19 protein-coding genes are annotated in these 21,781 nt (G+C 42.2%); 10 read left to right on the top strand and 9 right to left on the bottom strand.

The features are described 5' to 3' along the window. Window positions 1–157: 157 nt before the first annotated feature. Window positions 158–730, bottom strand: coding sequence for an elongation factor P-like protein YeiP (gene yeiP, locus H3302_RS04760; RefSeq protein WP_036969970.1), 573 nt, complete (start codon window positions 728–730; stop codon window positions 158–160). 189 nt (window positions 731–919) lie between these two features. Between yeiP and H3302_RS04755 the strand changes: the two genes are divergently transcribed. Beyond that, window positions 920–1,306, top strand: a complete 387-nt coding sequence (locus H3302_RS04755; RefSeq protein WP_118844102.1) for an MmcQ/YjbR family DNA-binding protein — start codon at window positions 920–922, stop codon at window positions 1,304–1,306. Between the two features lie 27 nt (window positions 1,307–1,333). Here the strand turns inward: H3302_RS04755 and H3302_RS04750 are convergent, their stop codons facing one another. From H3302_RS04750 to fadI, 3 genes are all read right to left on the bottom strand, one after another. Then, entirely contained in the window at window positions 1,334–1,864 is a 531-nt protein-coding gene (locus H3302_RS04750; RefSeq protein WP_036969973.1) for a GNAT family N-acetyltransferase, read from the bottom strand. A gap of 145 nt (window positions 1,865–2,009) precedes the next feature. Then, on the bottom strand, window positions 2,010–4,235 hold the full coding sequence (gene fadJ, locus H3302_RS04745) for a fatty acid oxidation complex subunit alpha FadJ (RefSeq protein ID WP_180311435.1): 2,226 nt from the start codon (window positions 4,233–4,235) through the stop codon (window positions 2,010–2,012). Then, complete coding sequence (gene fadI / locus H3302_RS04740; RefSeq protein WP_036969977.1) at window positions 4,235–5,545, bottom strand: acetyl-CoA C-acyltransferase FadI; 1,311 nt, start codon at window positions 5,543–5,545, stop codon at window positions 4,235–4,237. The genes fadJ and fadI overlap by 1 nt, the downstream gene beginning before the upstream one ends. 337 nt (window positions 5,546–5,882) lie before the next feature. On the opposite strand from fadI, the gene H3302_RS04735 reads away from it, so the two are divergent. From H3302_RS04735 to H3302_RS04700, 8 genes are all read left to right on the top strand, one after another. Beyond that, window positions 5,883–6,839 carry a MoxR family ATPase gene (locus tag H3302_RS04735; RefSeq protein ID WP_036969980.1) on the top strand — a complete coding sequence of 319 codons (957 nt, stop codon included), beginning with the start codon at window positions 5,883–5,885 and terminating at the stop codon, window positions 6,837–6,839. Between the two features lie 3 nt (window positions 6,840–6,842). Beyond that, on the top strand, window positions 6,843–7,787 hold the full coding sequence (locus H3302_RS04730; protein ID WP_036969983.1) for a DUF58 domain-containing protein: 945 nt from the start codon (window positions 6,843–6,845) through the stop codon (window positions 7,785–7,787). 2 nt (window positions 7,788–7,789) lie between these two features. Then, complete coding sequence (locus tag H3302_RS04725; protein ID WP_036969985.1) at window positions 7,790–8,230, top strand: DUF4381 domain-containing protein; 441 nt, start codon at window positions 7,790–7,792, stop codon at window positions 8,228–8,230. Then, window positions 8,223–9,209: a VWA domain-containing protein gene (locus tag H3302_RS04720; protein WP_036969987.1), complete on the top strand. Its 987-nt coding sequence runs from the start codon at window positions 8,223–8,225 to the stop codon at window positions 9,207–9,209. Before H3302_RS04725 ends, H3302_RS04720 begins: the two co-directional genes overlap by 8 nt. Window positions 9,210–9,211: 2 nt before the next feature. Then, the gene (locus H3302_RS04715; protein WP_182396194.1) at window positions 9,212–11,080 is read left to right on the top strand and encodes a VWA domain-containing protein; all 1,869 of its coding nucleotides are present in this window, start codon (window positions 9,212–9,214) and stop codon (window positions 11,078–11,080) included. Further along, window positions 11,074–12,720: a BatD family protein gene (locus tag H3302_RS04710; protein WP_075593879.1), complete on the top strand. Its 1,647-nt coding sequence runs from the start codon at window positions 11,074–11,076 to the stop codon at window positions 12,718–12,720. Before H3302_RS04715 ends, H3302_RS04710 begins: the two co-directional genes overlap by 7 nt. Window positions 12,721–12,836: 116 nt before the next feature. Next, window positions 12,837–13,352, top strand: coding sequence for a sigma-70 family RNA polymerase sigma factor (locus H3302_RS04705; RefSeq protein WP_036969992.1), 516 nt, complete (start codon window positions 12,837–12,839; stop codon window positions 13,350–13,352). Further along, window positions 13,352–14,116, top strand: coding sequence for a DUF3379 family protein (locus tag H3302_RS04700; protein ID WP_182396193.1), 765 nt, complete (start codon window positions 13,352–13,354; stop codon window positions 14,114–14,116). The genes H3302_RS04705 and H3302_RS04700 overlap by 1 nt, the downstream gene beginning before the upstream one ends. A gap of 62 nt (window positions 14,117–14,178) precedes the next feature. Here H3302_RS04700 and H3302_RS04695 read toward each other — a convergent pair whose 3' ends face one another. From H3302_RS04695 to H3302_RS04680, 4 genes are all read right to left on the bottom strand, one after another. Continuing rightward, entirely contained in the window at window positions 14,179–15,369 is a 1,191-nt protein-coding gene (locus H3302_RS04695; RefSeq protein WP_036969996.1) for an amino acid aminotransferase, read from the bottom strand. 73 nt (window positions 15,370–15,442) lie between these two features. Further along, window positions 15,443–16,102, bottom strand: a complete 660-nt coding sequence (locus tag H3302_RS04690; RefSeq protein ID WP_074988666.1) for a GAF domain-containing protein — start codon at window positions 16,100–16,102, stop codon at window positions 15,443–15,445. A 45-nt stretch (window positions 16,103–16,147) separates the two neighbouring features. After that, window positions 16,148–17,818: a fused response regulator/phosphatase gene (locus H3302_RS04685; RefSeq protein WP_074988667.1), complete on the bottom strand. Its 1,671-nt coding sequence runs from the start codon at window positions 17,816–17,818 to the stop codon at window positions 16,148–16,150. Further along, window positions 17,818–18,123, bottom strand: coding sequence for an STAS domain-containing protein (locus tag H3302_RS04680; RefSeq protein WP_036970002.1), 306 nt, complete (start codon window positions 18,121–18,123; stop codon window positions 17,818–17,820). Before H3302_RS04680 ends, H3302_RS04685 begins: the two co-directional genes overlap by 1 nt. Before the next feature lie 133 nt (window positions 18,124–18,256). Between H3302_RS04680 and H3302_RS04670 the strand changes: the two genes are divergently transcribed. Continuing rightward, the gene (locus H3302_RS04670; RefSeq protein WP_036970005.1) at window positions 18,257–18,586 is read left to right on the top strand and encodes a translation initiation factor; all 330 of its coding nucleotides are present in this window, start codon (window positions 18,257–18,259) and stop codon (window positions 18,584–18,586) included. Between the two features lie 11 nt (window positions 18,587–18,597). On the opposite strand, the gene H3302_RS04665 is transcribed toward H3302_RS04670, so the two are convergent. Next, the gene (locus H3302_RS04665) at window positions 18,598–21,603 is read right to left on the bottom strand and encodes an EAL domain-containing protein (protein WP_118844097.1); all 3,006 of its coding nucleotides are present in this window, start codon (window positions 21,601–21,603) and stop codon (window positions 18,598–18,600) included. Window positions 21,604–21,781 lie beyond the last annotated feature (178 nt).

The raw sequence follows: 21,781 nt of genomic DNA, 5'->3' as shown, positions 1-21,781 counted from the left end.
TAAGTTAAGTAAACCATGATGCGCGTTTTCCAGTCTTTTTTCAATGCCTTTTAGCCTAAAAAAAGGAACATAGGCTGATGTTTAAAGTGAACTTAGCCCTAATTTTAACTTAACAAAAAAGCCGACATAACGTCGGCTTTTACAGATGATCTGATAATTATTTTTCTGCTCGACCCATAAACTTATGTTCAGCAGTATTAATACGAATACGATCGCCCGTTGAAATGTGCTCTGGTACTTGAATCGTTAACCCAGTAGTTAAACGCGCAGGCTTCGAGCGTGCACTCGCAGAGGCACCTTTAATCGAAGGGTCAGTTTCTTCAACAACAAGTTCTACACTTGAAGGTAAATCGATACCAACAGGCGCGCCATCAATCACAATGACATGCACACCTTGTGTTTCTTCGTTAACGAATAAAATTTCTTCGCTAATTGCGTCTTTATTAAGGTTGTAAGGCGTGTAATCTTCATTGTCCATGAACACATATTCTTCGCCATCAATATAAGAAAACATTGCTTCACGACGCGTCAAATCAGCAAGCTTTAACATGTCACTGTCTTTAAACGTCTCATCGACTTTACCGCCAGTAACAACATCGTATAAACGCATACGGTATAAGCTACCACCAGCTCGACCTTGCGGCACAGAACGCTGGATATCTTTTACTACTAAAACACGGCCATTGTATTCAATCGCTGCGCCTTTTTTTACTTCACTTGCCTTAGGCATGGGTGTATTCCTATCGTTTTTTGATGACAGAAATTTACCACGTAATGGCTTTTGTTCAATAAAAATTTGCAGTTTTCCATCACCCGCATTATTTATCCTAGTTTTCAGCAAATTATAAAAATAGATATCTCCAAACTTAAAAATTCTGCTATGTTTATAACTACGAAAAATGACTTCAAGGATTGGATCATGAATCAACACACAGTACACGAATATTTAATGAAAAAGCCATTGGTGATGATCACCCAACCATTTGGCCAAGATGTCGATGTTTATAAGGTTAACCATAAAATGTTTGCCACTCTCGTAGAGGGAAAAGAAGGCCAAATTGACGATGAAGGTAACCTTGTTTGGTGGTTAAATTTAAAATGCGATCCTGATGAAGCCCAAGCATTGCGAGATATTTTCCCTTCCGTGGTCCCGGGTTATCACATGAATAAACGTTTATGGAATACCGTTATTTTAGATGGCACAGTACCACAAGGGGAGATTGAACGTATGATTGATAATTCGTTTAATCTAGTGGTCGCAAACATGCCTGAAAAAGACAGAAAAGCGATTGAGATGCACCTTTAACCTCTTCGCTAGTTACATCAGCACTGATCACAGGGTGTGATCAGTGCGATTCAAATAAAAATGATGATCGGTATACAAAATACCCCCTATCATATAAGCATCAGGCTGTTTTTCAATTAACTGAAAACCACATTTCTCCAGCACTTTTTCTGAACCGACATTGCCCTCAGTGACCACGGCTTTAAATTCACAAACGCGGTGTTCGCGAATAGCATAATCAAGCACCGCTTTTAATGACTCAGTAGCATAACCACGGCCATGAAAGTTTGGCAGTAGCAAATAGCCTACTTCTTGGCTATTTGGCACAGTGGATGACGTAAACCCTGTCACCCCGACTTCTTTGCCCGTGCAGGTTTCGACTATCACCAAACACAACGGCGTATTGCCACCTGGTGACCAAGGCTTTAAGCGTTCATTAAACTTAGCGCGTACGTGTGCTTCAGAGGGTTTATCAAAGCACTTTTCAATCACATCAATATCGTTGTGTAATGCATAAAATAATGGCCAGTCATCGGCATTTAAAGGTCTTAAAGTTAATCGCGCAGTGGTGAGAGTCATGGTGATTAGTCGTTTGCTAAATAAAGTCTGTTATAGCAAATCACTCCCCTACTTTAAATACAACTTATAGCCAATACAGCAACAAAAAAGCCCTGTTCAATAGGAACAGGGCTTTTAGTATAAAGTCACTCGTTAACTACGCAGCTTAACTTTTAGTTGTTTCAGCATTTGGCTCTTCTAAGGCTTGCTCATCTTCAACCACTTCTTTCGTTACTTCGACAGGGTCTAGGTGTGATTCCTGTTGTTCAACAACAGACTCTTCAGCACTTTGATAAAAACGCCCCTTATTCTCAGCCATTGCCTTTAATGTATCGCATGGCGTAAAAATAGGGTTATAGTTTGCAAATGTTGCCATTTCAGAGCTCACTTGCGCCGCCCCTAGCTTATCCATATAGCTAAATGGGCCGCCTAAGAACGGTGGGAAGCCGATACCAAAAATAGCCCCAATATCCCCGTCACGTGGGCTGGCAATAATGCCATCATCTAAACAACGTACCGCTTCATTTAGCATTTGTGCCACACAGCGTTTGGCTATTTCGCTTTTATTTAGACGTGGCGAAGGAGTCACACCCAATAACTCGTAAACTGACTCATCCACTTTTTTATCTTTCTTGTCGTAAAGATAAAAACCACGTCCCGTTTTACGACCTAAACGTTTAGAATCAATTAAACGATTAAAGGCATCAGGGGCTTTAAAACGCTCACCCAATTCTTTTTCTAAAATTGGCGCAATTTTAGAGCCAATATCAATGCCAACTTCATCAAGTAAAGCTAATGGACCCACAGGGAAACCAAACTCAACAAGCGCTTGGTCAATCTTCTCAATAGGTTCACCCGCAAGCAGTAAATTAGCCGCTTCGTTTACATACGGCGCTAAAATACGGTTTACGTAAAAACCCGCCATGTCTTTCACCACAATCGGCGTTTTACCTTGCTTACGAGCAAAATTAACAACGCGCGCAATGGTGTCTTCAGACGTGCCAGCGTGAGGAATTATTTCAACCAATGGCATTTTTTCTACAGGTGAGAAGTAGTGCAATCCTATTACATTCTCTGGGCGTGCAGCATTAGCGGCAATGTGTGCAATCGGTAATGACGATGTATTACTTGCAAAAATCGTGGTGTCTTGGCACTCACGCTCAACATCGGCCACCATACCTTGCTTAAGTGCCAAATCTTCAAACACAGCTTCAATAACAATATCAATGTGTTTAAAGCCGCTGTAATCTGTCGTGCCTGTAATACGGCTCATGGTTTGTTGCAGCTCGGCTTTTGATAAAATACGGCGCTTTTGCTTTTTGTCTAAAATCTTGTAGCTGTAGTTCATTGCATTACTAATGCCCTTTTCAGCCACATCTTTAATACGCACAGGCACACCCGCTTTAACAGCACTTACGTGGGCAATACCCGCGCCCATCAATCCGCCGCCAAGAACTGCGGCTTTACTAATGGCTGGTGCGTCATCATTACGCCACTCTTTTTTCATTTCAGTGGTTGCAAAGAAAATACCACGCAACGCTTTAGACTCGTCGCTCATAACAAGCGTTGCAAAGCCTTCTGCTTCTGTTTTGTATGCTTTTAATTGATCAAGTTCAACACTCGCACGCACGGCTTTAATAATTGCTAAAGGCGCAGGGTAATGACCGCCTGTTTTCTTAAGCACATTTTCTTGGGCTTTTTTGAAAATAATATTGCGGCCAAACGGGTTTGACTCTAACAATTGGCTCAAACGGTCTAATTTAGGCTTGCTTACTTTCGCTTTCCCTTTAAGGGCAAACTCTTTTGCAACTTCAAGTAATACACTGTGCGGAACACAATCATTTACCAAGCCTGTTTTTTTCGCTTGTTTTGCACGTACTTGTTTACCTGTTAGCATCCATTCGAGCGCTTTTTGCAGGCCAACTAATTTAGGTAAGCGCTGAGTACCCCCACCCCCAGGTAATAAGCCTAGTTGTACTTCGGGTAAACCCAGCTTCGTGATGTCGCTGTCTGAACAGACACGATAATCACACGCTAATGCAAACTCTAATCCCCCACCAAGCGCCGCACCATGAATGGCACTGACTGTTGGGAATGGTAGTTTTTTCATATCGAAAAACGCTTGCTGACACATCTCGCTCAGCGCTAATGCATCTTCACGACTGTTTGCACTATCAAGCATTTTAATGTCGGCACCGGCAATAAAGTTATCGCTTTTACCACTAATAAATACCATGCCTTTAACAGCTTGTTGTTGTGCGTCTTTTAAGAGTGTTTTTAAATCTTCTGCGAAACTACTGCGCAGGGTGTTCATTTTTTCACCCGGCACATCAATTGTCACAACGCCAACACCGTCATCACCTACCGATAAACTAAATACTGAATCTGTCATTACGCACTCTCCAATACAAAGGCTGCACCTAAGCCACCCGCTGCACAGGCAGTCGTTAAAGCAAGGCCGCCACCGCGACGATTAAGTTCATGTAAGCTTTGCGTGATCAGGCGCGCACCTGTTGCCGCAAATGGGTGACCGTAAGCAAGTGAGCCACCTAACACATTGAACTTGTCCATGTTAATTTCGCCGATCGCTTTGCTGCGACCCAGCTTTTCTTGGGCAAACTTATCTGATGCAAACATTTTCATATTTGCCAGTGTTTGCGCTGCAAATGCTTCGTGCATTTCAATTAAATCTAAATCAGCTAATGTGATGCCCGCACGGTCAAGCGCGATGGGTGTTGAATGGGCTGGGCCCATAAGCATGTCTTCGTGCACACCGATTGCCGAAAACGCAAAACTACGGACATAGCCTAAAATATTGTAACCCAGTGCTTTTGCTTTGCTTTCGCTCATCATAAGCACCGCAGCGGCCCCATCAGTTAATGGCGTTGAGTTTGCCGCCGTCACTGAACCGTGTTGACGGTCGAAGGCTGGTTTTAATTTAGCGTAACCTTCAATACTTGAGTTATGACGAATATTGTTATCTTGCTCGATGAAGCTCTTATACGGTGCAACGTGTGCCGTCATCACTTCGTCTTTTAATTTACCGTCGGCCCATGCTTGGCTCGCAAGCGTGTGTGAACGGTGTGCAAGTGCATCTTGGTCAGCACGGCTAATGTTATGCGTTTTAGCCATTTGCTCAGCTGTTTGACCCATAGATAAACCTGTAGAGTATTCCGCAACGGCAGGCGGTACCGGCATTAAGTCTTTTAAACGCAATTTAGAGAATATTTTTAAACGCTGCCCGAACGTACGCGCCTTGTTTAAATCAACTAAGCTGCCCGCTAATTTTTTGCTCACACCGATTGGTAATACAGACGATGAATCAGCACCGCCAGCAATACCAACCTGCACAGACCCCGCCATAATTGACTCGGCTACGTTGGCAATTGCTTGGAAACTTGTTGCACACGCACGTGATACCGAATACGCATCAACAGAGACAGGCATACCGGTACCAAGCACTATTTCGCGGGCAATATTAGGGGCTTCTGGCATTTGCACTACTTGCCCAAATACCAATTGATCAATTTCAGATTTATCGAAGTTAAGGCGCTCAAGCATTTCGTTGACAACTAACTTGCCCATATCAAGGGCTGGTACATGATGGAATGCTGTGGCTTGTTTTGCGAATGGCGTTCGTAAGCCGCTAACGATAGCGATACGATCGCCCTTTGCTGTTTTAAGTATGTTTTGCTCAGACATTTATGCTCTCCCGCTGACAGGTCTGACCTGTTTGTTTTTCCTGATTCTAAAACAACCCGTGTATGAATGCCAATAGTAAGTTACCAACCATAGGCTTTTTTCGACCTATTTACAAAAAATAGCACCATTTATATGCTAGGCTAAAAATCCTTAAAAAATAACGAACTATTTTAGGATTTTCTGTCTAACACTTGTGTTATGACTTTTGAATCCTTATAACTTGTTGATAGCGCCCCAATCACAGTATCGCTTGGATAATTTATCGGCACTGAATAGTGTTTATTGGCGCTTCACAAAAATGAACTTTGACTCACGCTTTTAGGACAGTCTTTTTATTATGGCAGTTAACGCATTTTCACAATTAAAATCATACTTAGACACGCAAATTATCGGCCAACCTCAATTAACTCAAGCACTGTTAATCGCTATTTTAGCGGATGGTCATTTATTGGTTGAGGGCCCGCCAGGACTTGCTAAAACGCGTGCTGTTAACGCGCTAGCTAAAGGCGTTGAAGGCAGTTTCCAACGGGTTCAATTTACCCCTGACTTGTTGCCAGCAGATGTCACAGGCACCGATATCTATCGTCAGCAAACAAGCGAATTCGTCTTTGAAAAAGGGCCGTTATTCCATAACCTGATTTTGGCTGATGAAATTAACCGTGCTCCTGCAAAAGTGCAGTCTGCATTGCTCGAAGCGATGGCAGAACGCCAAGTAACCGTTGGCAAAAACACTTACCCGTTGTCAGACTTGTTTATGGTGATGGCAACGCAAAACCCATTAGAGCAAGAAGGGACTTACCCTCTGCCAGAAGCACAACTAGACCGCTTTTTATTACACTTAAGCATTGATTACCCGGGCGCTGAGCATGAGCTTGATATTTTGCGTCTGACGCGTGGCGAAGCAATTTCTGATAAACAAGCGAGTACAGAGCAAATTAGCCAAAGCGAATTATTTGCCGCCCGAAAAGCAATTTTAGGCTTATACCTTGCTGAACCGCTTGAAAAGTACTTAGTGCAATTAATTGTTGCAACCCGTGAAGCATCAGAACTTGATGAACAACTTGGCCGCTGGATTGAATACGGTGCCAGTCCGCGTGCCACAATCGCGCTTGATAAATGTGCCCGTGCACATGCATGGCTTGAAGGTCGCGACTTTGTTGCCCCCGATGATATCCAAGCGGTTCTTCACAATGTGTTACGTCATCGCATCATTTTGAGCTACGAAGCCCAAGCCGATGGTATTAGTAAGGATGACGTTATCAGTCGCATCCTAGAATTGGTTGCAGTGCCATAAACTATGTCGAGCCAATTTGATACAGCGGCGTGGTTAGCTGCAAGTCATAGTCAAGGCGTTAATTTATCACTCAAAGAGTTGATGTATTACAAAGCTAAGGCTCGCTTGCTTGAACTTGCGCCCAAAGTAAAAATCAAAAACAGCTTAGCAGGGCAATATCTTGCGCCTCATAAGGGGCGTGGGATGGAATTTGCCGAAGTGCGCCATTACCAAGCTGGTGATGATATACGCTCTATCGACTGGCGTGTAACAGCACGTACTGGCGAAACCCACACAAAGCTGTTTCAAGAAGAAAAAGAGCGTCCTGTTTTTGTCTTTACTGACTTTTCAAACTCGATGCTATTTGGCTCTCGGTTATTATTAAAGTCGGTGCAAGCTGCGCATATCAGTGCGCTGGTAGCATGGTCGGCCTGCCAACGAGGTGACCGCATAGGTGGTTTGGTGTTCAACCAACACAGTCATCATGAGCTAAAACCTACATCACGTGAAAAAGCAGTATTAAAGCTTTGCCATAATTTATGCGATATTCACAGCAACGCACTTAACAATATCGACAAAACAGCTTCCAGCTTATTCAGCGATAATCTCAAACGATTAAATCACTTAGCAAAGCCAGGAAGCCTTGTGTATATTGTCTCAGACTTTAATGCTCTTGATGAAGCAAGCTTTAAACAGCTTGAAATGCTCAGTAGACACTGCGAACTAATTGGTTGTCATATCAGTGACCCGTTTGAGCATCAGCTGCCGGCATTTAAGCAAACCGTCACTGTGTCTGCTAATGGCCAAGATTTAGCCCTACCATTAATGGACAAACAATTCCGTGAACGCTTCGCAAAATCAGCCGAGCACTCTTTTACTCAAAGACTAAAACGCTTACAGAAATCGGGGCTGAGTTTAATTTCATTCAGTGCAGCCACACCGCTTGAGCTGCAATTAGTGAGAAAGTAACAATGCAAACAAATCCGCTCGATGGCTTACATGATGTCATTGCACCCGCAGAGGTTGCGTGGTGGCCACTTGCGCCTATTTGGTGGCTAATAATCTCAATAGTCTGTGTGCTTTTGATTATTGGCTTGGTGCAGTTATATAAAAATAACCAATTTAAAAAAGCCAAAAAACAGGCTATTGAACTAAGTCGCACACTCGCAGATGACGACGTTCAAGCGCTGCATATCATTTTAAAACGCTTAACACGTCACTACTACACAGAACAATTAGCTGCTCAGCCTGTGGCACAATGGTCACAGAGTTTGTCACAGCTTAGCGGCGACACCTTTAGCTATGATGAATTAATGCAACTTTATCAACCAAACAATAACCATGCCGAGCTGGGTGTAAAATTACGCCATGCCATCAATAACTTTAAACTCAAGGAGTCTATTAATGTTTGAGTTTAGCTGGCCATGGTGCTTTATTTTATTACCTTTACCTTGGTTATTAAGCCGCTTAAAGCCGCTAAAGCAACAAGGTAACTTGCGTTTGCGTATCCCTGGATTTGCTAAGTTAGGCCTTAATAATCAAGCCGTACAAGACCACGGCCGCAAGGTATCGATTGTCGAGTGGATAATTTGGGCGCTATTGGTTATCGCTATTGCCAATCCAACATGGCTTGATGAACCAATTACCTTACCAAATGAAGGCCGCGATATCATGCTGGCAGTTGATTTATCAGGTTCGATGACAGAGCAAGATATGGCGTATCAAGGACAATATGTTGACCGGCTGACCATGGTAAAAGCGGTACTCAGTGACTTTATAGAGCAACGCCAAGGCGACCGCTTAGGACTGATCTTATTTGGTGATACCGCCTTTTTACAAACCCCACTAACCCGCGATGTAAAAACAGTAAGCCAAATGCTCAGCGAAGCGCAAATTGGGTTAGTTGGCCGTGCCACAGCGATTGGTGATGCTTTAGGGCTGTCGGTAAAACGGTTTGCCAATAAAGACGAAAGTAACCGTATTGTGGTGTTGTTAACAGATGGCCAAAACACTGCAGGCAACCTTGACCCTGATGACGCGCTGTTACTTGCCCGTGAAGAGGGAATAAAAGTGTACACCATAGGCGTAGGTTCCGATAACCCACGCGGTTTTAGCTTATTTAACATGGGCGGAATGAGTGGCGGTAATCTAGATGAGGGCTTACTAAAACGCATTGCAGAACAAACCGGTGGTCTTTACTTTAGAGCGAAGGATGTCGCAGGGCTTCAGCAAATCTATAAAGAGCTCGATAAACTGGAGCCTATCAGCAGTGATGAACAAACATTCCGCCCGCAAGTCTCCTTGTTTTATTTACCCTTACTTGCAGCGTTGGGCATTATTGCACTTGCCTTGCTTGTTAATTTTATTCGCCAATTTAAACGGGAGGTCTAAGCATGGATTTTGAGTTTATTCGCCCTACCCTACTTTGGTTATTGCTGCCTGCATTGATTATTTTTAGCGTGCTATTTGTACGAAATAAAAAGCATGCTCCAGCTGATTTAATTGCACCGCACCTTGCACAATTTGTTATGAGCGAAAGTCACAACAAACAAAAACAACCACTCTGGTTGGTGGCGCTATTTACCCTGCTTGCGATTGTTTTTTCGGCCGGCCCAAGCTTTGAGAAAAAACAGGTGCCCGTGTTTCAAGCAAAAAATGCACGCGTTATCGTCATGGATATGTCGTACTCAATGTTCAGTACCGACATAGCCCCCAGTCGATTAGTACAAGCGCGTTTTAAAGCACTTGATATGATTGAGCTATTTAAAGAGGGTGATACTGCACTTGTGGCCTATGCGGGGTCAGCATTTACTATTTCGCCTTTAACTAATGATGCCAGCACGTTAGCGAATCTGATTCCAAGTTTGAGTCCAGATATTATGCCAAGCAAAGGGTCAAACGTGATTGATGGCCTTGAAAAAGCCGATGATTTACTAAAGCAAGCCGGGTATTTAGACGGTGACATTATTTTGGTAACCGATGGTATTGATCAACTCGATCACGATGACATTAGTCGCTTTACTGCTCAATCGAGCTACCGCTTAAATGTCTACGGCGTTGGCACTGAACAAGGCGCCCCCATTAAGTTACCTGAAGGCGGCTTTTTGAAAGACTCACAGGGGCAAATCGTCATTCCCACTCTTAATATCAGCCGCTTAACAGCAATTGCTCGTAACAGTGGAGGCAAATTTGCGTTATATCAAACCAGTAACCAAGACATAAAAGCCTTCGCCCCCAGCGCCAACGCAGAGCGTCTCAAAGACGAAAAACAAAGCCAAACGTTATGGCGTATCGATGCAGGTATTTATGGCTTACTGATTTTAATGCCACTGGCACTCTTTTTAATCCGGGGCAGCAGCCTAGTGCTTGGTTTTATGTTTATTATGCTACTACCACAACAGCAAATACACGCCGCAGAGTTACCAGCAGTGTTTAAAAACCAAGATCAACGCGCTTTGGATGCTTATCAGCAAAAGCAGTTTGATCAGGCCGTTAATACAGATAACACCCAGCTAAAAGGAGCCGCACTTTATCAGCAAGGTAATTACCAAGCTGCGGTTGATGCTTTTAGCCAAGATAAGTCTGCAACAGGCCTTTATAACTACGGTAATGCTCTGGCTAAAGCTGGGCAGCTAGAACAAGCCATTGATGCCTATAAGCAAGCCCAACAGTTACAAGATGATTTTACTGAGGCACAAGAAAATCAAGCACTTGTTGAGCAGTTATTAAATCAACAACAGCAACAACAAGATCAACAGCAAAATTCTGACCAACAAAACAAGGATGGTCAGCAAGACGACCAGCAAAAGCAACAAGGCGATAATTCGCAGCAAGGTGAAAACAGCGAACAGAGCGAGCAACAAGAAGGTGAACAACCCTCTGAGCAAGATAAACAATCGGATCAGAAAGGTGAGCAAAGCGAGTCAAATAGCGAGCAAAAAAATAAACCTGAAATGCAATCTGAATCAGCGCAACCATCCGACTCTGGTGAACAAAAGCCTGAGCAAACACCCGAGCAAAAAGACGCGCAGCCAGAGCCGATGCAAAGTGATGAACAAGCTAAAAAAGAAGCTGAACAACAAGCTATGCAGGCACAAGCGGCTGAACTAACAAATGAAGAAAAAGAGAAAGCCCAGCAACTGAATCAGTTGCTGCGTAAAGTTCCCGATGATCCCGCTATCTTATTAAGAAATAAAATGCAGTTAGAAGCACAAAAACGAAACTATCAACGTCGTCCACGAGGAGCCGAAAAATCATGGTAATGCGATTATTATGTTGTTTATTGCTAATCGCGGCAGCGCCGCTTTGGGCCGCCACCCAACTACAGGCCAGTGTTGATAAAAACCCCGTCCTTGCGGGCGAATTTTTTATCCTCACTATTTCTGCAGACGACACGATTAACAGTGAACAACCCGACACGTCTGTATTATTAAAAGACTTTGTCGTTGGGCCAACCAGTGTGAGCTCACGCACAAACATTATTAACGGCGAAATTAGTAAACAAACTAATTGGTCTGTAAAACTCATGACGCGTAAGGAAGGCACCTACACTATTCCTGCTTTTACGGTGGCAGGTGTAAGTTCAAAACCAATTCAACTTAGCGTTTCTAAACGCAGCCAATCGTCAGAGCAAAATAAAGATGCGTTTATAAAAACCAGTCTCAAGCCAAACAACTTATATGTACAAGAAGCGGGTGTTTACACGGTTAAACTGTACTTAGACAATAACAAAGAACTGCTCGATGGTAACCTAACGACACCAGTCATGGCAGATGCTGAACTAACCCCTATTAACAAACAATCAGAAAGCTATGAACTGATTGACGGTAAACGGTATTTAGTGATCACCCGTGAATACTTAGTGCAACCACAAAAAAGTGGCATTCACACCATAACAGCCCCTGTGTTTAATGGCCGTATTCGTCAAAACTATCGCCAAATGGAAATCTCTGCGATGGGCGAAGATATTGACGCAGAAATCAAACCGATTCCTGATAACTATTCTGGTGCTTGGTTGCCAAGTGAGCTGGTTAACCTTGATGAGCAATGGCAACCAAAAGATGACACTGTAGAAGTTGGCACCCCGATTACGCGGACCATTACTTTAACGGCACTGGGCGTGACTAAAGAGCAACTTCCTGATATCGATATGCCGCAAGTGCAAGGTTTTAGAAGCTACCCTGACGAAAAAGAGAACAATCACCTTGTTCGCGATGGCCGCGTCATTTCTCAGCAAACAGCCTCTTATGCTTTATTACCGCAAACCCCGGGAACGTATACACTGCCCGAAATCAAGCTACCTTGGTTCAACACTAAAATTAATCGTATAAGCTATGCAACAATCCCAGCACGCTCGATTACCGTCGTACCAAGCACTAACCCGCTCACGCCACCTCAAGCAGCTGTTACAGCGCCTACAGAGCAAGCAGCCACGCCTAGCTTAAATAACAGCACACCTGCTGTCGTTACTCAGTTAAGTACGCCAACTTGGCTGATAATTATTGCCGTTGCCGGTTACATACTGTGGTTAGTGACGCTGGTGCTGTATTTTAAAAAACGCCCTCAATCAACAGGAGAGTCAACGCACACTTCAGCGACGACTTCATCCTTATTACCCGAGCTTAAAAAGTTAGCTAAGCAAGGTAAATACACTGCGTTTTATAGTGCATTAAGTCGCTATGCAAAACACCAGACAGGAAAAACAACGGGGGCTTTAGACTCACTGCTAGCCACACTAAACGATGAATCATTAAACACTGAAATTGCCAAATTACGTGCAAAACTCTATAGTTCATCGCATGAAAAACCTGATTTAGTGCTGATTGTTAATCAGCTTAACCAGGCTGAAAAACACCCTAAATCGGCGGCGCAAAATCAGACATTGAAAAATCTTTACGATTAAAATCAATTAATAGTAATAAAATAATGAAAAATAACAGCTAATCTTGAGGTTAGCTGTTATTAAAAATAATGAATAATATCAGAAATTTTTTTTCTGATAGGCAGGTCTTAATTACTATGACAGAAAAACAGAAGCGATATGAAGCGCTGGTTCATATCTACCACAGTGAGCTTTTTCGCTTTGCATATTGGTTGTGTCGTGATCAAAGTGTTGCCGAAGACTTAGTGCAGGAAACCTTCCTGAGAGCTTGGCGTGCCTTGGATTCGCTTCAAGATCAGCACGCGGTTAAACCCTGGCTTTTAACCATACTAAGGCGCGAAAACGCCCGTCGTTTTGAGCGTAAACAATTTGACTACGCCGACGTTGAAAACGAGACGCTAGTAGATGAAAGAAGCACAACCTTAGACGCTGAAATGGAACAAACAGTGATCCAACGACAGATTGGAAAGTTAGCAGATGAATATCGAGAACCATTACTCTTACAAGTTGTAATGGGGTGTTCTGGCGATGAGATTGCCGAGATCCTCGATTTAAATAAAAATACCGTTATGACACGTCTTTTTCGTGCCAGAAACCAGCTTAAAGAGGCTTTAAGTAGTGATGATGACCAACTTAGAGGAGCATCAAAGTAATGGATGAACTCGAGTTTCGCCGCCGCATCCTCGCCGAACCAAGCACGATTGATAAGGACCTTGAAACGTTTGCCGAGCAGGACACAGAAAAACACGCATTTATTAATGATGTGCGAGCACTTGATGCTGAAATTCACAGCGCATTAAATGTACCCGTGCCCGAAAACCTTGCCGCACGCATTATTGAAAACACCTATGCCGCTGAGGAGCAGCGTGCTGAAGAGCAAACGGCTGAGCAACCACTTGACACAATTATTGAGGCAAAATCTCGATTCGCCTTTAAGCGCCTTTATTTAGCTGCAGCAGCGTCGTTTTTAGTCGCCGTAAGTATTTTCTTTGTCACCAACAAACAACATACTCTCTACAGTGTCGGTGAACATGCTTTTGCACATTTATACCATGAGATTGGATCGCTTGATAAACACGAGGCAATTGATCTTGCCTATGTGAACAAAAAGTTTGCCACGATCGGCGGACACTTAGATGAGCTACCAGGTAAAGTAACGTACCTTACGTTTTGTGATTTCCAAGGTAAAAAAGGCCTGCATTTAGTATTTGAATCTGATTTTGGCCCAATGACAGTTTTTATTGTCCCATCTGATGAACAGCCCTTTGGCACTGGCGCTGAAGATTTCAGCGACGAACGCTTTGCTGGACATATAAACCGAGGTGAGCGAGCAGATACAATACTCATTGCCAGTATCGGCGCACCACTTGATAGCTATAACAGTATGCTCAACAGTGCCATTCGCTGGCTACATTAGCGAAACAGCAGATAGAAAAAAACCGCACGTCGTGCGGTTTTTTTTTGACATACATTAATGTCTTATTTGCATACATCAGCAACTGCGTTAGCAAAGTAGTCAATGTTTGTATCACTGATACCAGCAACATTTACTCGGCTAGAGCCAACGATGTAGATTGAATAGTCTTTTTGTAAACGATCAATTTGCTCTTTATTGATGCCTAAGAAAGAGAACATCCCGTTTTGACGGTCAATAAATGAGAAATCTTGCGCAATACCTTTCGCTGCGAGGCTTTCTTTAATTAGAGTACGTAAACCATTAATACGGTTACGCATTTCATCAAGCTCATCATGCCACATTTGTGTCAGTTCAGTGCTGCTTAAAATAGTGCTTACAATATCAGCACCGTGAGCAGGAGGCATTGAGTAAATACTACGCACAACGCTTAATAGCACAGAATTTGACACATCGGCCGTTGCCGCATCTTTGGCGATGATAGAGCATGCACCAATACGCTCACGGTATAAGCCAAAGTTTTTCGAGCAAGAAGAACAAATGATCATCTCATCGACGGCTGCTGCTAACTTACGTAAGCCTGCAGCATCTTCTTCTAAGCTTGAACCAAACCCTTGGTAAGCGATATCGATAAGAGGTGTAAAACCAACTTCGACAGCAAGGTCTGCAACCGTGCTCCATTGTTCTGCATTTAAATCCATACCACTTGGGTTATGACAACATGCATGGAATAACACAACATCACCCTTTGGCACTTGCTTTAAGGTATTGATCATCTCATCGAATAACAGGTCTTTATTCTCGTAATCGTAATAAGGGTATTCTTTAACTGTTAAACCAGCCGCTTCAAATAGGCTAATGTGGTTTGCCCATGTTGGCGTTGTTACCCACACTGTCGCGTCTTTGTTACAACGCTTGATAAATTCAGCCGCAACGCGAAGCGCACCTGTACCACCGGGTGCTTGTGCTGTGCGTACACGGTTTGCTAATAGTGCTGGATGCTCGCCCAGTAATAAGTTTTCCATTTTTTGGCAGTAATCTAAGTTACCCGCCAAGCCAATGTACGATTTACTGGTTTCGTTTTCTAAACGAAACGCTTCCGCTTTTTTAACCGCTTTAAGTACAGGCGTATTGCCTTGCTCATCCTTATAAACACCGACACCCAAATCAATTTTATTTGGATTTGTGTCTTGTTTAAAGGCCGCCATTAGGCCAAGAATAGGGTCTGTTGGTAATGGTTTTAATTCTGAGAACATTGACTATCTCTTTTTATAGGGGTTAGCGTTGCCACTAGCTTAACATAAAAACCCAGCCTAATTACTAGTTAAATTAGACCAAGAGTTGAGGAATTTTGATACAACAAGCCACCAGTAAAGCAAGGGTTTGCTTATCAAAGAAATCATTATTAAATGCTTCAGCATCAATAATACCTAAGCACTCATTTTGTTGTGAAAGTAGCGGCAAACATGTCTCTGCTTTCACGTTGGGATCACACGTATAATATTCACCGCCCTTGGCAAGGTAATCAGCAACATTGTTAATAACTCGGCCACGCTTAGATAACGCGACTTGCACATTGTTACTGCCTTTAGCAAAGGCCTCTGTTATAGGAAACAAAGGACGACTTGGGGCACCATGGTAAACTAATTTTAATAACTGCTTACCTTCATCCGTTGCTGTCGCTTGATAAATACCAAACCAGTCCACCTGAGTTTTTTCAACAACAAAATCAATAATTTGTTGTAGTTTTGCCAGCTTAGCAGTGTTCTCTGCGTTATTAGCGACATAATCACTCAGCTTGAATGGCTCATCCTGTAAATAACCAAACAGACTACAGGCACCACCTTCACCTAATTCAGGGATTTGATACTGCCAGCGTACTTCTGGTAACTCTGCATCTGCTAGGTATTGTTCTAGATACGATAATTGCTCAGCAACAAGGTTTTCTGGTAAATCAAGCTGCGCAATTGATAAGTAAGTTGAAATCATTTAGCCATCCAAACATCTATAATGGCAGAATCATAACATGCGTTGTTAGTGTGAGCTAGTGCTTGATGAGGATAATTGATAACAAATTTCGACTTGGTTCCCAGCGGCATTAAATGAAATATGAGAGGCTATTTCACCTAGTAAACTTAACCCCCTACCATGCTCTCGCATTAAGCTTTGATCTGAGGCATGTGCCTTAGCAAAGCCATTTCCAGAATCACACACCGTAAAATACAACGCTAAGTTATCTGGGCAATAACGAATATCAATAATAATTAAAGCGTCGCTTAGAGTGGCAAGTGCGGTGTCTCTTTCTTGGTAATAAACTAAAAAACCATCTTCTTGATTTTTAATCTCAGAATCTAAACCTAACACCCCATGATCTAAAGCATTATTGTATGCCTCAGACAATATTAAAAATATATTTGCGCGATGCGCGTTCAAGCCCGCTACTTGGGTGAGCACATCCACAACCTCTAACACCGGATCTGTGCTTTTTATTTGCTTTGAATTCAGGCTCAAAGAAAAGTTAAACGGTAAAGGAGAAAAAGGCTCTGCCGCTTGTTCTGGTTCAGGAACAGGTAAACAATTTAATAGCACTAAACTCAAATCGTCTTGTTGTTCGTTACCTTGCGCAAATTTATTTACCCGCTCTAACACCTGCGCTGTTGTAATGTTTTCTTTTGAACACAAGGCTTCTTTAAAACGCGTCTCGCTAAAAAAATCACCTTGAGGATTGGCCGTTTCAATAATGCCATCGGTAGCCATCACAACGCGTGAGGTTGGCTCGACTTCGATATGTATTAGACCGCGTTCAAATTCATCTCCCTCAAGTATTCCCAGTGCCATATGCTGGGACTCTAAGGTACGTGTAATTTCGCCTTTATCGTTAATGATATAGGTGTCAGGTAAGCCGCCAAGCCACGCAGATAAACTGCGTCCAGAATGGCTAAGCTCTAATATTGTCGCAGCACAGAACATGTGCCCAGGTAATAAATTAGCCAAAACAGCATTAATTTCAGCAGCAATATCACTCACTGACATGCCTTTACTCACCATGGTATAAAACACTCGTGATACTGGCAGGGCCCCAACTGCAGCCGCTAAGCCATGGCCGGTAAAATCCCCAAGCATGCAATATAAACTGCCTATGGGACTTTGCGCGACGAGAAACATGTCACCATTAAACATGGCAGCGGGTGAAAGATGAAAATCGAGGTGTTGCGTAAATAGCTTTTGATTTTCTAACGCATTATTAAAGATATGCTCAACGATTTCGTGTTCGCGTTCAACTTGATTTTGGTGATACTCAAGTTGTAAATTTTGTTCTCGCGCCTTTTGGCTTAAGTTTCTTATTCGGCTGTGCGCCTTAATTTTTGCGTTTAAAATCACTTCTTGAAACGGCTTATGAAGAAAATCATCTCCGCCTACCGCTAAACAACGTTCAAAACTGGCTTCGTCTTCAAGCGACGTAATAAAAATAATGGGGAGATAAACTTGGCTAAAACGCTCTTTTATTATTGCAGCTGTTTCAAAGCCATCCATAACCGGCATAATGACATCAAGTAGCACAATATCAATACTGTGCTCTGCCAGTAATTTTAGCGCCATCAAGCCATTTTCAGCGTTATAAACTCGATAGCCTTGTTGCTCTAACATCACTGTTAACATGCGACGATTTAGAGCAAGATCGTCAACAACCAGGATATTAAGCATTAATCAATGTCGAACTTTTTATCGAAACGAGAAATTTGCAGAATCTTTTTTAGCTGCGGCTGACAATTACTAATTTGAATATTATCAACTTTTCCCGTAAGGTTTTTTTTCATATTTAGTAACATACCCAGCGCAGAGCTATCCATGTAATCAGTTTCTCTTAAATCGATTACAATCTTATTTATGTTATCGCTTAAGTCAGCGTATGCCTGACGAAAAGATTGCACCAGATTAAAATCAAACTTTCCTTTGATTTGTACAGTTAAAATAGCGCCATCAGCAGAAGTGCTGCGCGTCAAACTCATAATAAACTCCTAATAAACAAATCTTTTCTAAGACATATCTAAATATAACTGCTTAGAAGAAATAAGCCAAAAATTAAAACACTTAAGAGGAAATTTGTTATCATTTAGGCAAGCTTTTATAACGAGTATCACTATGAGCGATAATAATCTAGTTTATTCAACAGCCACTGGACGCATTGAGCAACCTAAAGAAACAAAGCCTTTGCAAAGTAAGGTGTTTAAAGATGGCTTCCTTCGCATTGAACGTCAAACCAAAGGACGTAAAGGCAAAGGTGTCATGCTTGTTGTTGGCATTGACGCTGAACAACATGATCTTAAAAAGCTCGCCAAAACCATTAAAAGTAAAATGGGCCAAGGCGGTGCAGTAAAAGACGGTATTATTGAGGTTCAAGGCGACGACCGAGAAAAGCTTAAAGCGATTCTCGAAGCGCTCAAATTTAAAGTTAAAATCGCAGGGGGCTAAAAAGCCCCCTTTTAATTAACGTCTTCTATATGGCTCAAGCGCTCAAAAAGTGCTGGCAGCTGCGCTTCGGACACCGGCTTACTGTAATAGTAACCCTGTACAATATAGCAGTTGTTGTTTTGTAAAAACTCAACTTGCTCTATCGTTTCGACACCTTCAGCAACAACATTAAGCTTTAACTTTTGCGCCATAGCAATAATCGCCGCGGTGATTTCCATGTCATTGGTATCCTCAGGGATATCTTTTACAAATGAGCGGTCGACTTTGAGAATATCAACAGGAAAACGTTTCAAGTAACTCAGCGATGAATAACCTGTGCCAAAATCGTCAATAGAGATTGATACGCCCAATGCTTTAAGCTGATGCAACTGCAAAATTGCCGCTTCAACATGCCCCATCAACATACTTTCAGTTAATTCTAAATGAAGTCGCTTAGGCTCAACCCCTGTTTGTTTAATGATCTTATCGAGTGTCGAAACCAAATTAGCGTCTTTAAACTGGCGTGCCGATAAGTTGATTGAAATATTATTTTTTAGGTTTTTACTCGCTAAACGCGCAGCAAACTCACACGCTTCTTGAAGAACCCACGCCCCTAATTCAACAATTAAACCGGTTGCCTCTGCAATCGGAATAAACTTAGTCGGTGGGATCATGCCTTCTTTAGGGTGGAACCAACGAATAAGCGCTTCATAGCCAACCACTTGCTGATTTCGGCTATCAACTTGAGGTTGATAATAAACCTCAAACTGACGCTCACGAATGCCATTACGTAGCTCATTTTCAATGAACAACCGTTCATTCGCAGCGGCATTTAATTCTTGGCTGTAGAAGTGGAAAGTATTTCGTCCTTTTGCTTTCGCCTCATACATAGCCAAATCGGCATGTTTAAGTAACTGATCTTCTTCTTGGCTATCAAATGGTGCCATTGTAATGCCTATACTCGCACTGATGATCACTTCATTATTACCAAGTTTGATTGGCTCATTGAGCGTTCTTTGAATCGTATTTGCCACTTCCATTGCATGTGTTTGATGCTCAATACCACTTAACAGTACGGCAAATTCATCGCCCCCGAGTCGGGCAATCGTATCTTCTGTGCGTAAACGTTTTTTCAAACGGTTAGCCACTTCGACCAATAACTGATCACCAGCATCGTGACCTAAAGTGTCGTTAATTCGCTTAAATTCATCTAGGTCAAAATAAAATAACGCAAACGCATAATGCCCACGCTCTGCAAGCGCCATCGATTTACGTAGTTGCATTCTAAAGAACGTTCGGTTGGCAAGTCCGGTTAGTGTATCGAAATAAGCTAACTGCTCCATCTTACGTTGGCTTTCTTTTACAAACGAAATATCCTGCGCTGATGCAACATAACTGGTAATTTTTCCGCCATCTTCACGAATCGGCGAAATACTTAATGACACCCATACAGATTGGCGCTCATTGGCTTGTAACAGTGTATCGCCACGCCAATAATTTCGGCTTCTTAAATCAACATCTATGTCGTCAACCAAAATGGCCATTTCTTGCGATATGATGCTCATTAAAGGCGAGCCAATAAAGTAGCGCTCTTCAAACCCAGTCATCTCAACCATTTTCGGATTGACGTACTCAATTTCAAAATCTTGGTTGGTGATGACAACACCGGTTCCAGAGAATGCCACCGCTTTTGATAATCGGTTAGCCGCTTTTTCGGCAATTTCTTTTTCACTGATACGCTGATTTAATCCATCAATTAGCTTTCTGATTTCTATCGCCATATCTTTAAATGAGCCATTGAGGGTGCCAATCTCATCTTTATTTGCGTACGGAAACTCTGTTTGCAATTGCCCTTTGCCAAAGCTGACAACGGCATTAACTAACGAGTGGATACGGCGCAGAACAAGCTGGTAAAGCGCTTGATGTAACAACAGTGCGACTAAGATGGCATATAAAATAAACAGTCCAAAAAACTTAACTTTTAACTCTTCTAAGGCAGACAACGCCGAAGAACGCTTTTTATAAATACCAATGTACCAGTTAAGGCCTTCTACTTTACGAATATTGATAATGTGTGTTTCGCCGCCTTGCACAAATGAATTTGCAGATTCAGGTAATTTAGAACGAATAGTCTCTGAGACGAGCGTTTGTAAATCCGCATTAACAAAGTCTTTTGTCAGTAGTTTTTTACCTTCGCGGCCATATTCTTCTAATGTCGATTTATCTAAATCGGGATGCGCAAGTAACTGTCCTTTTGCATCAAACACAAATAAATGTTGCTCGCGATCACCAATTGGTAATTGAGCAAGTAAGGTTTCTAGCGCAATATCACTGCCTGTGACACCAAAAAATTCATTATTGTGGTAAACCGGTACCAATACACTCACCACCCATTTATGCCAAATGGTGTCGTAGTAAACTTTTGACCACACTGCTTCTCGGCTTGGGTTTAATGCTTCTTGTGCGTAGTTAAATGTTTCGCCTTTTGTAAAATCAAACTCAGCAGGTACATTGAGTGCCCAGTTTGGCGGCGCGATACGTATAAAGTTATCTTTACTGACTAAATAAAAATTAAAGAAATCTTGAATAAGTGTCGGTGACACTATTTTCCATAATGACTCGGAATCGTTAATCAGCCTTTTATAAAAAGCGGAATAGTTATCTTGAGGAATAAAAGCGGCGGAGAGTCCATCTGCAGACGTACTGCGTATGCTGCCATCAACAGCAAATTTAATATCGGCATTGTGATTACTTTGCAAGTGAGACTCGTTAAGTAATAACTGGCTAGTAACGACATTATTCGCTTGTTCAGCAATATTTGTTTTTGTTTTTATCAAGCCGTTAAATTGACGACTTAAGCGTTCACTCGAATGCTTTAAAAGTTCGTGTTCTTCAAAAACGAGCTGTTTTTCTTCTGATTTAAGCATTAATGCCGCTGCACAAATACCCGCAATTAAGCAAATTGCAGAAATCAGCAGCGATAGCTTCATACTTAACGAATTCACACCAAAACGAGATGGCGGGCGTCGATACACCACAGGACTACCTTATTAATAATTGTTATTATTTATTATCCAAAAACAAATATACCAGATTCATTTTTAGATTTATAAATTTTTTATGAAGATTGATGAATTTTCATAACTAATCCATGTGTTTTGCAAATTCCTTCGATATGCTGTTGACTTTATAAACGACACTTCTTACATTAACTGG

The organism is Pseudoalteromonas sp. MT33b (assembly GCF_014117385.1).
Taxonomy (GTDB): Bacteria; Pseudomonadota; Gammaproteobacteria; order Enterobacterales; family Alteromonadaceae; genus Pseudoalteromonas; species Pseudoalteromonas lipolytica.
Note: the sequence above shows the minus strand (reverse complement) of the source record. Positions and strands in the feature narration are given on the sequence as shown.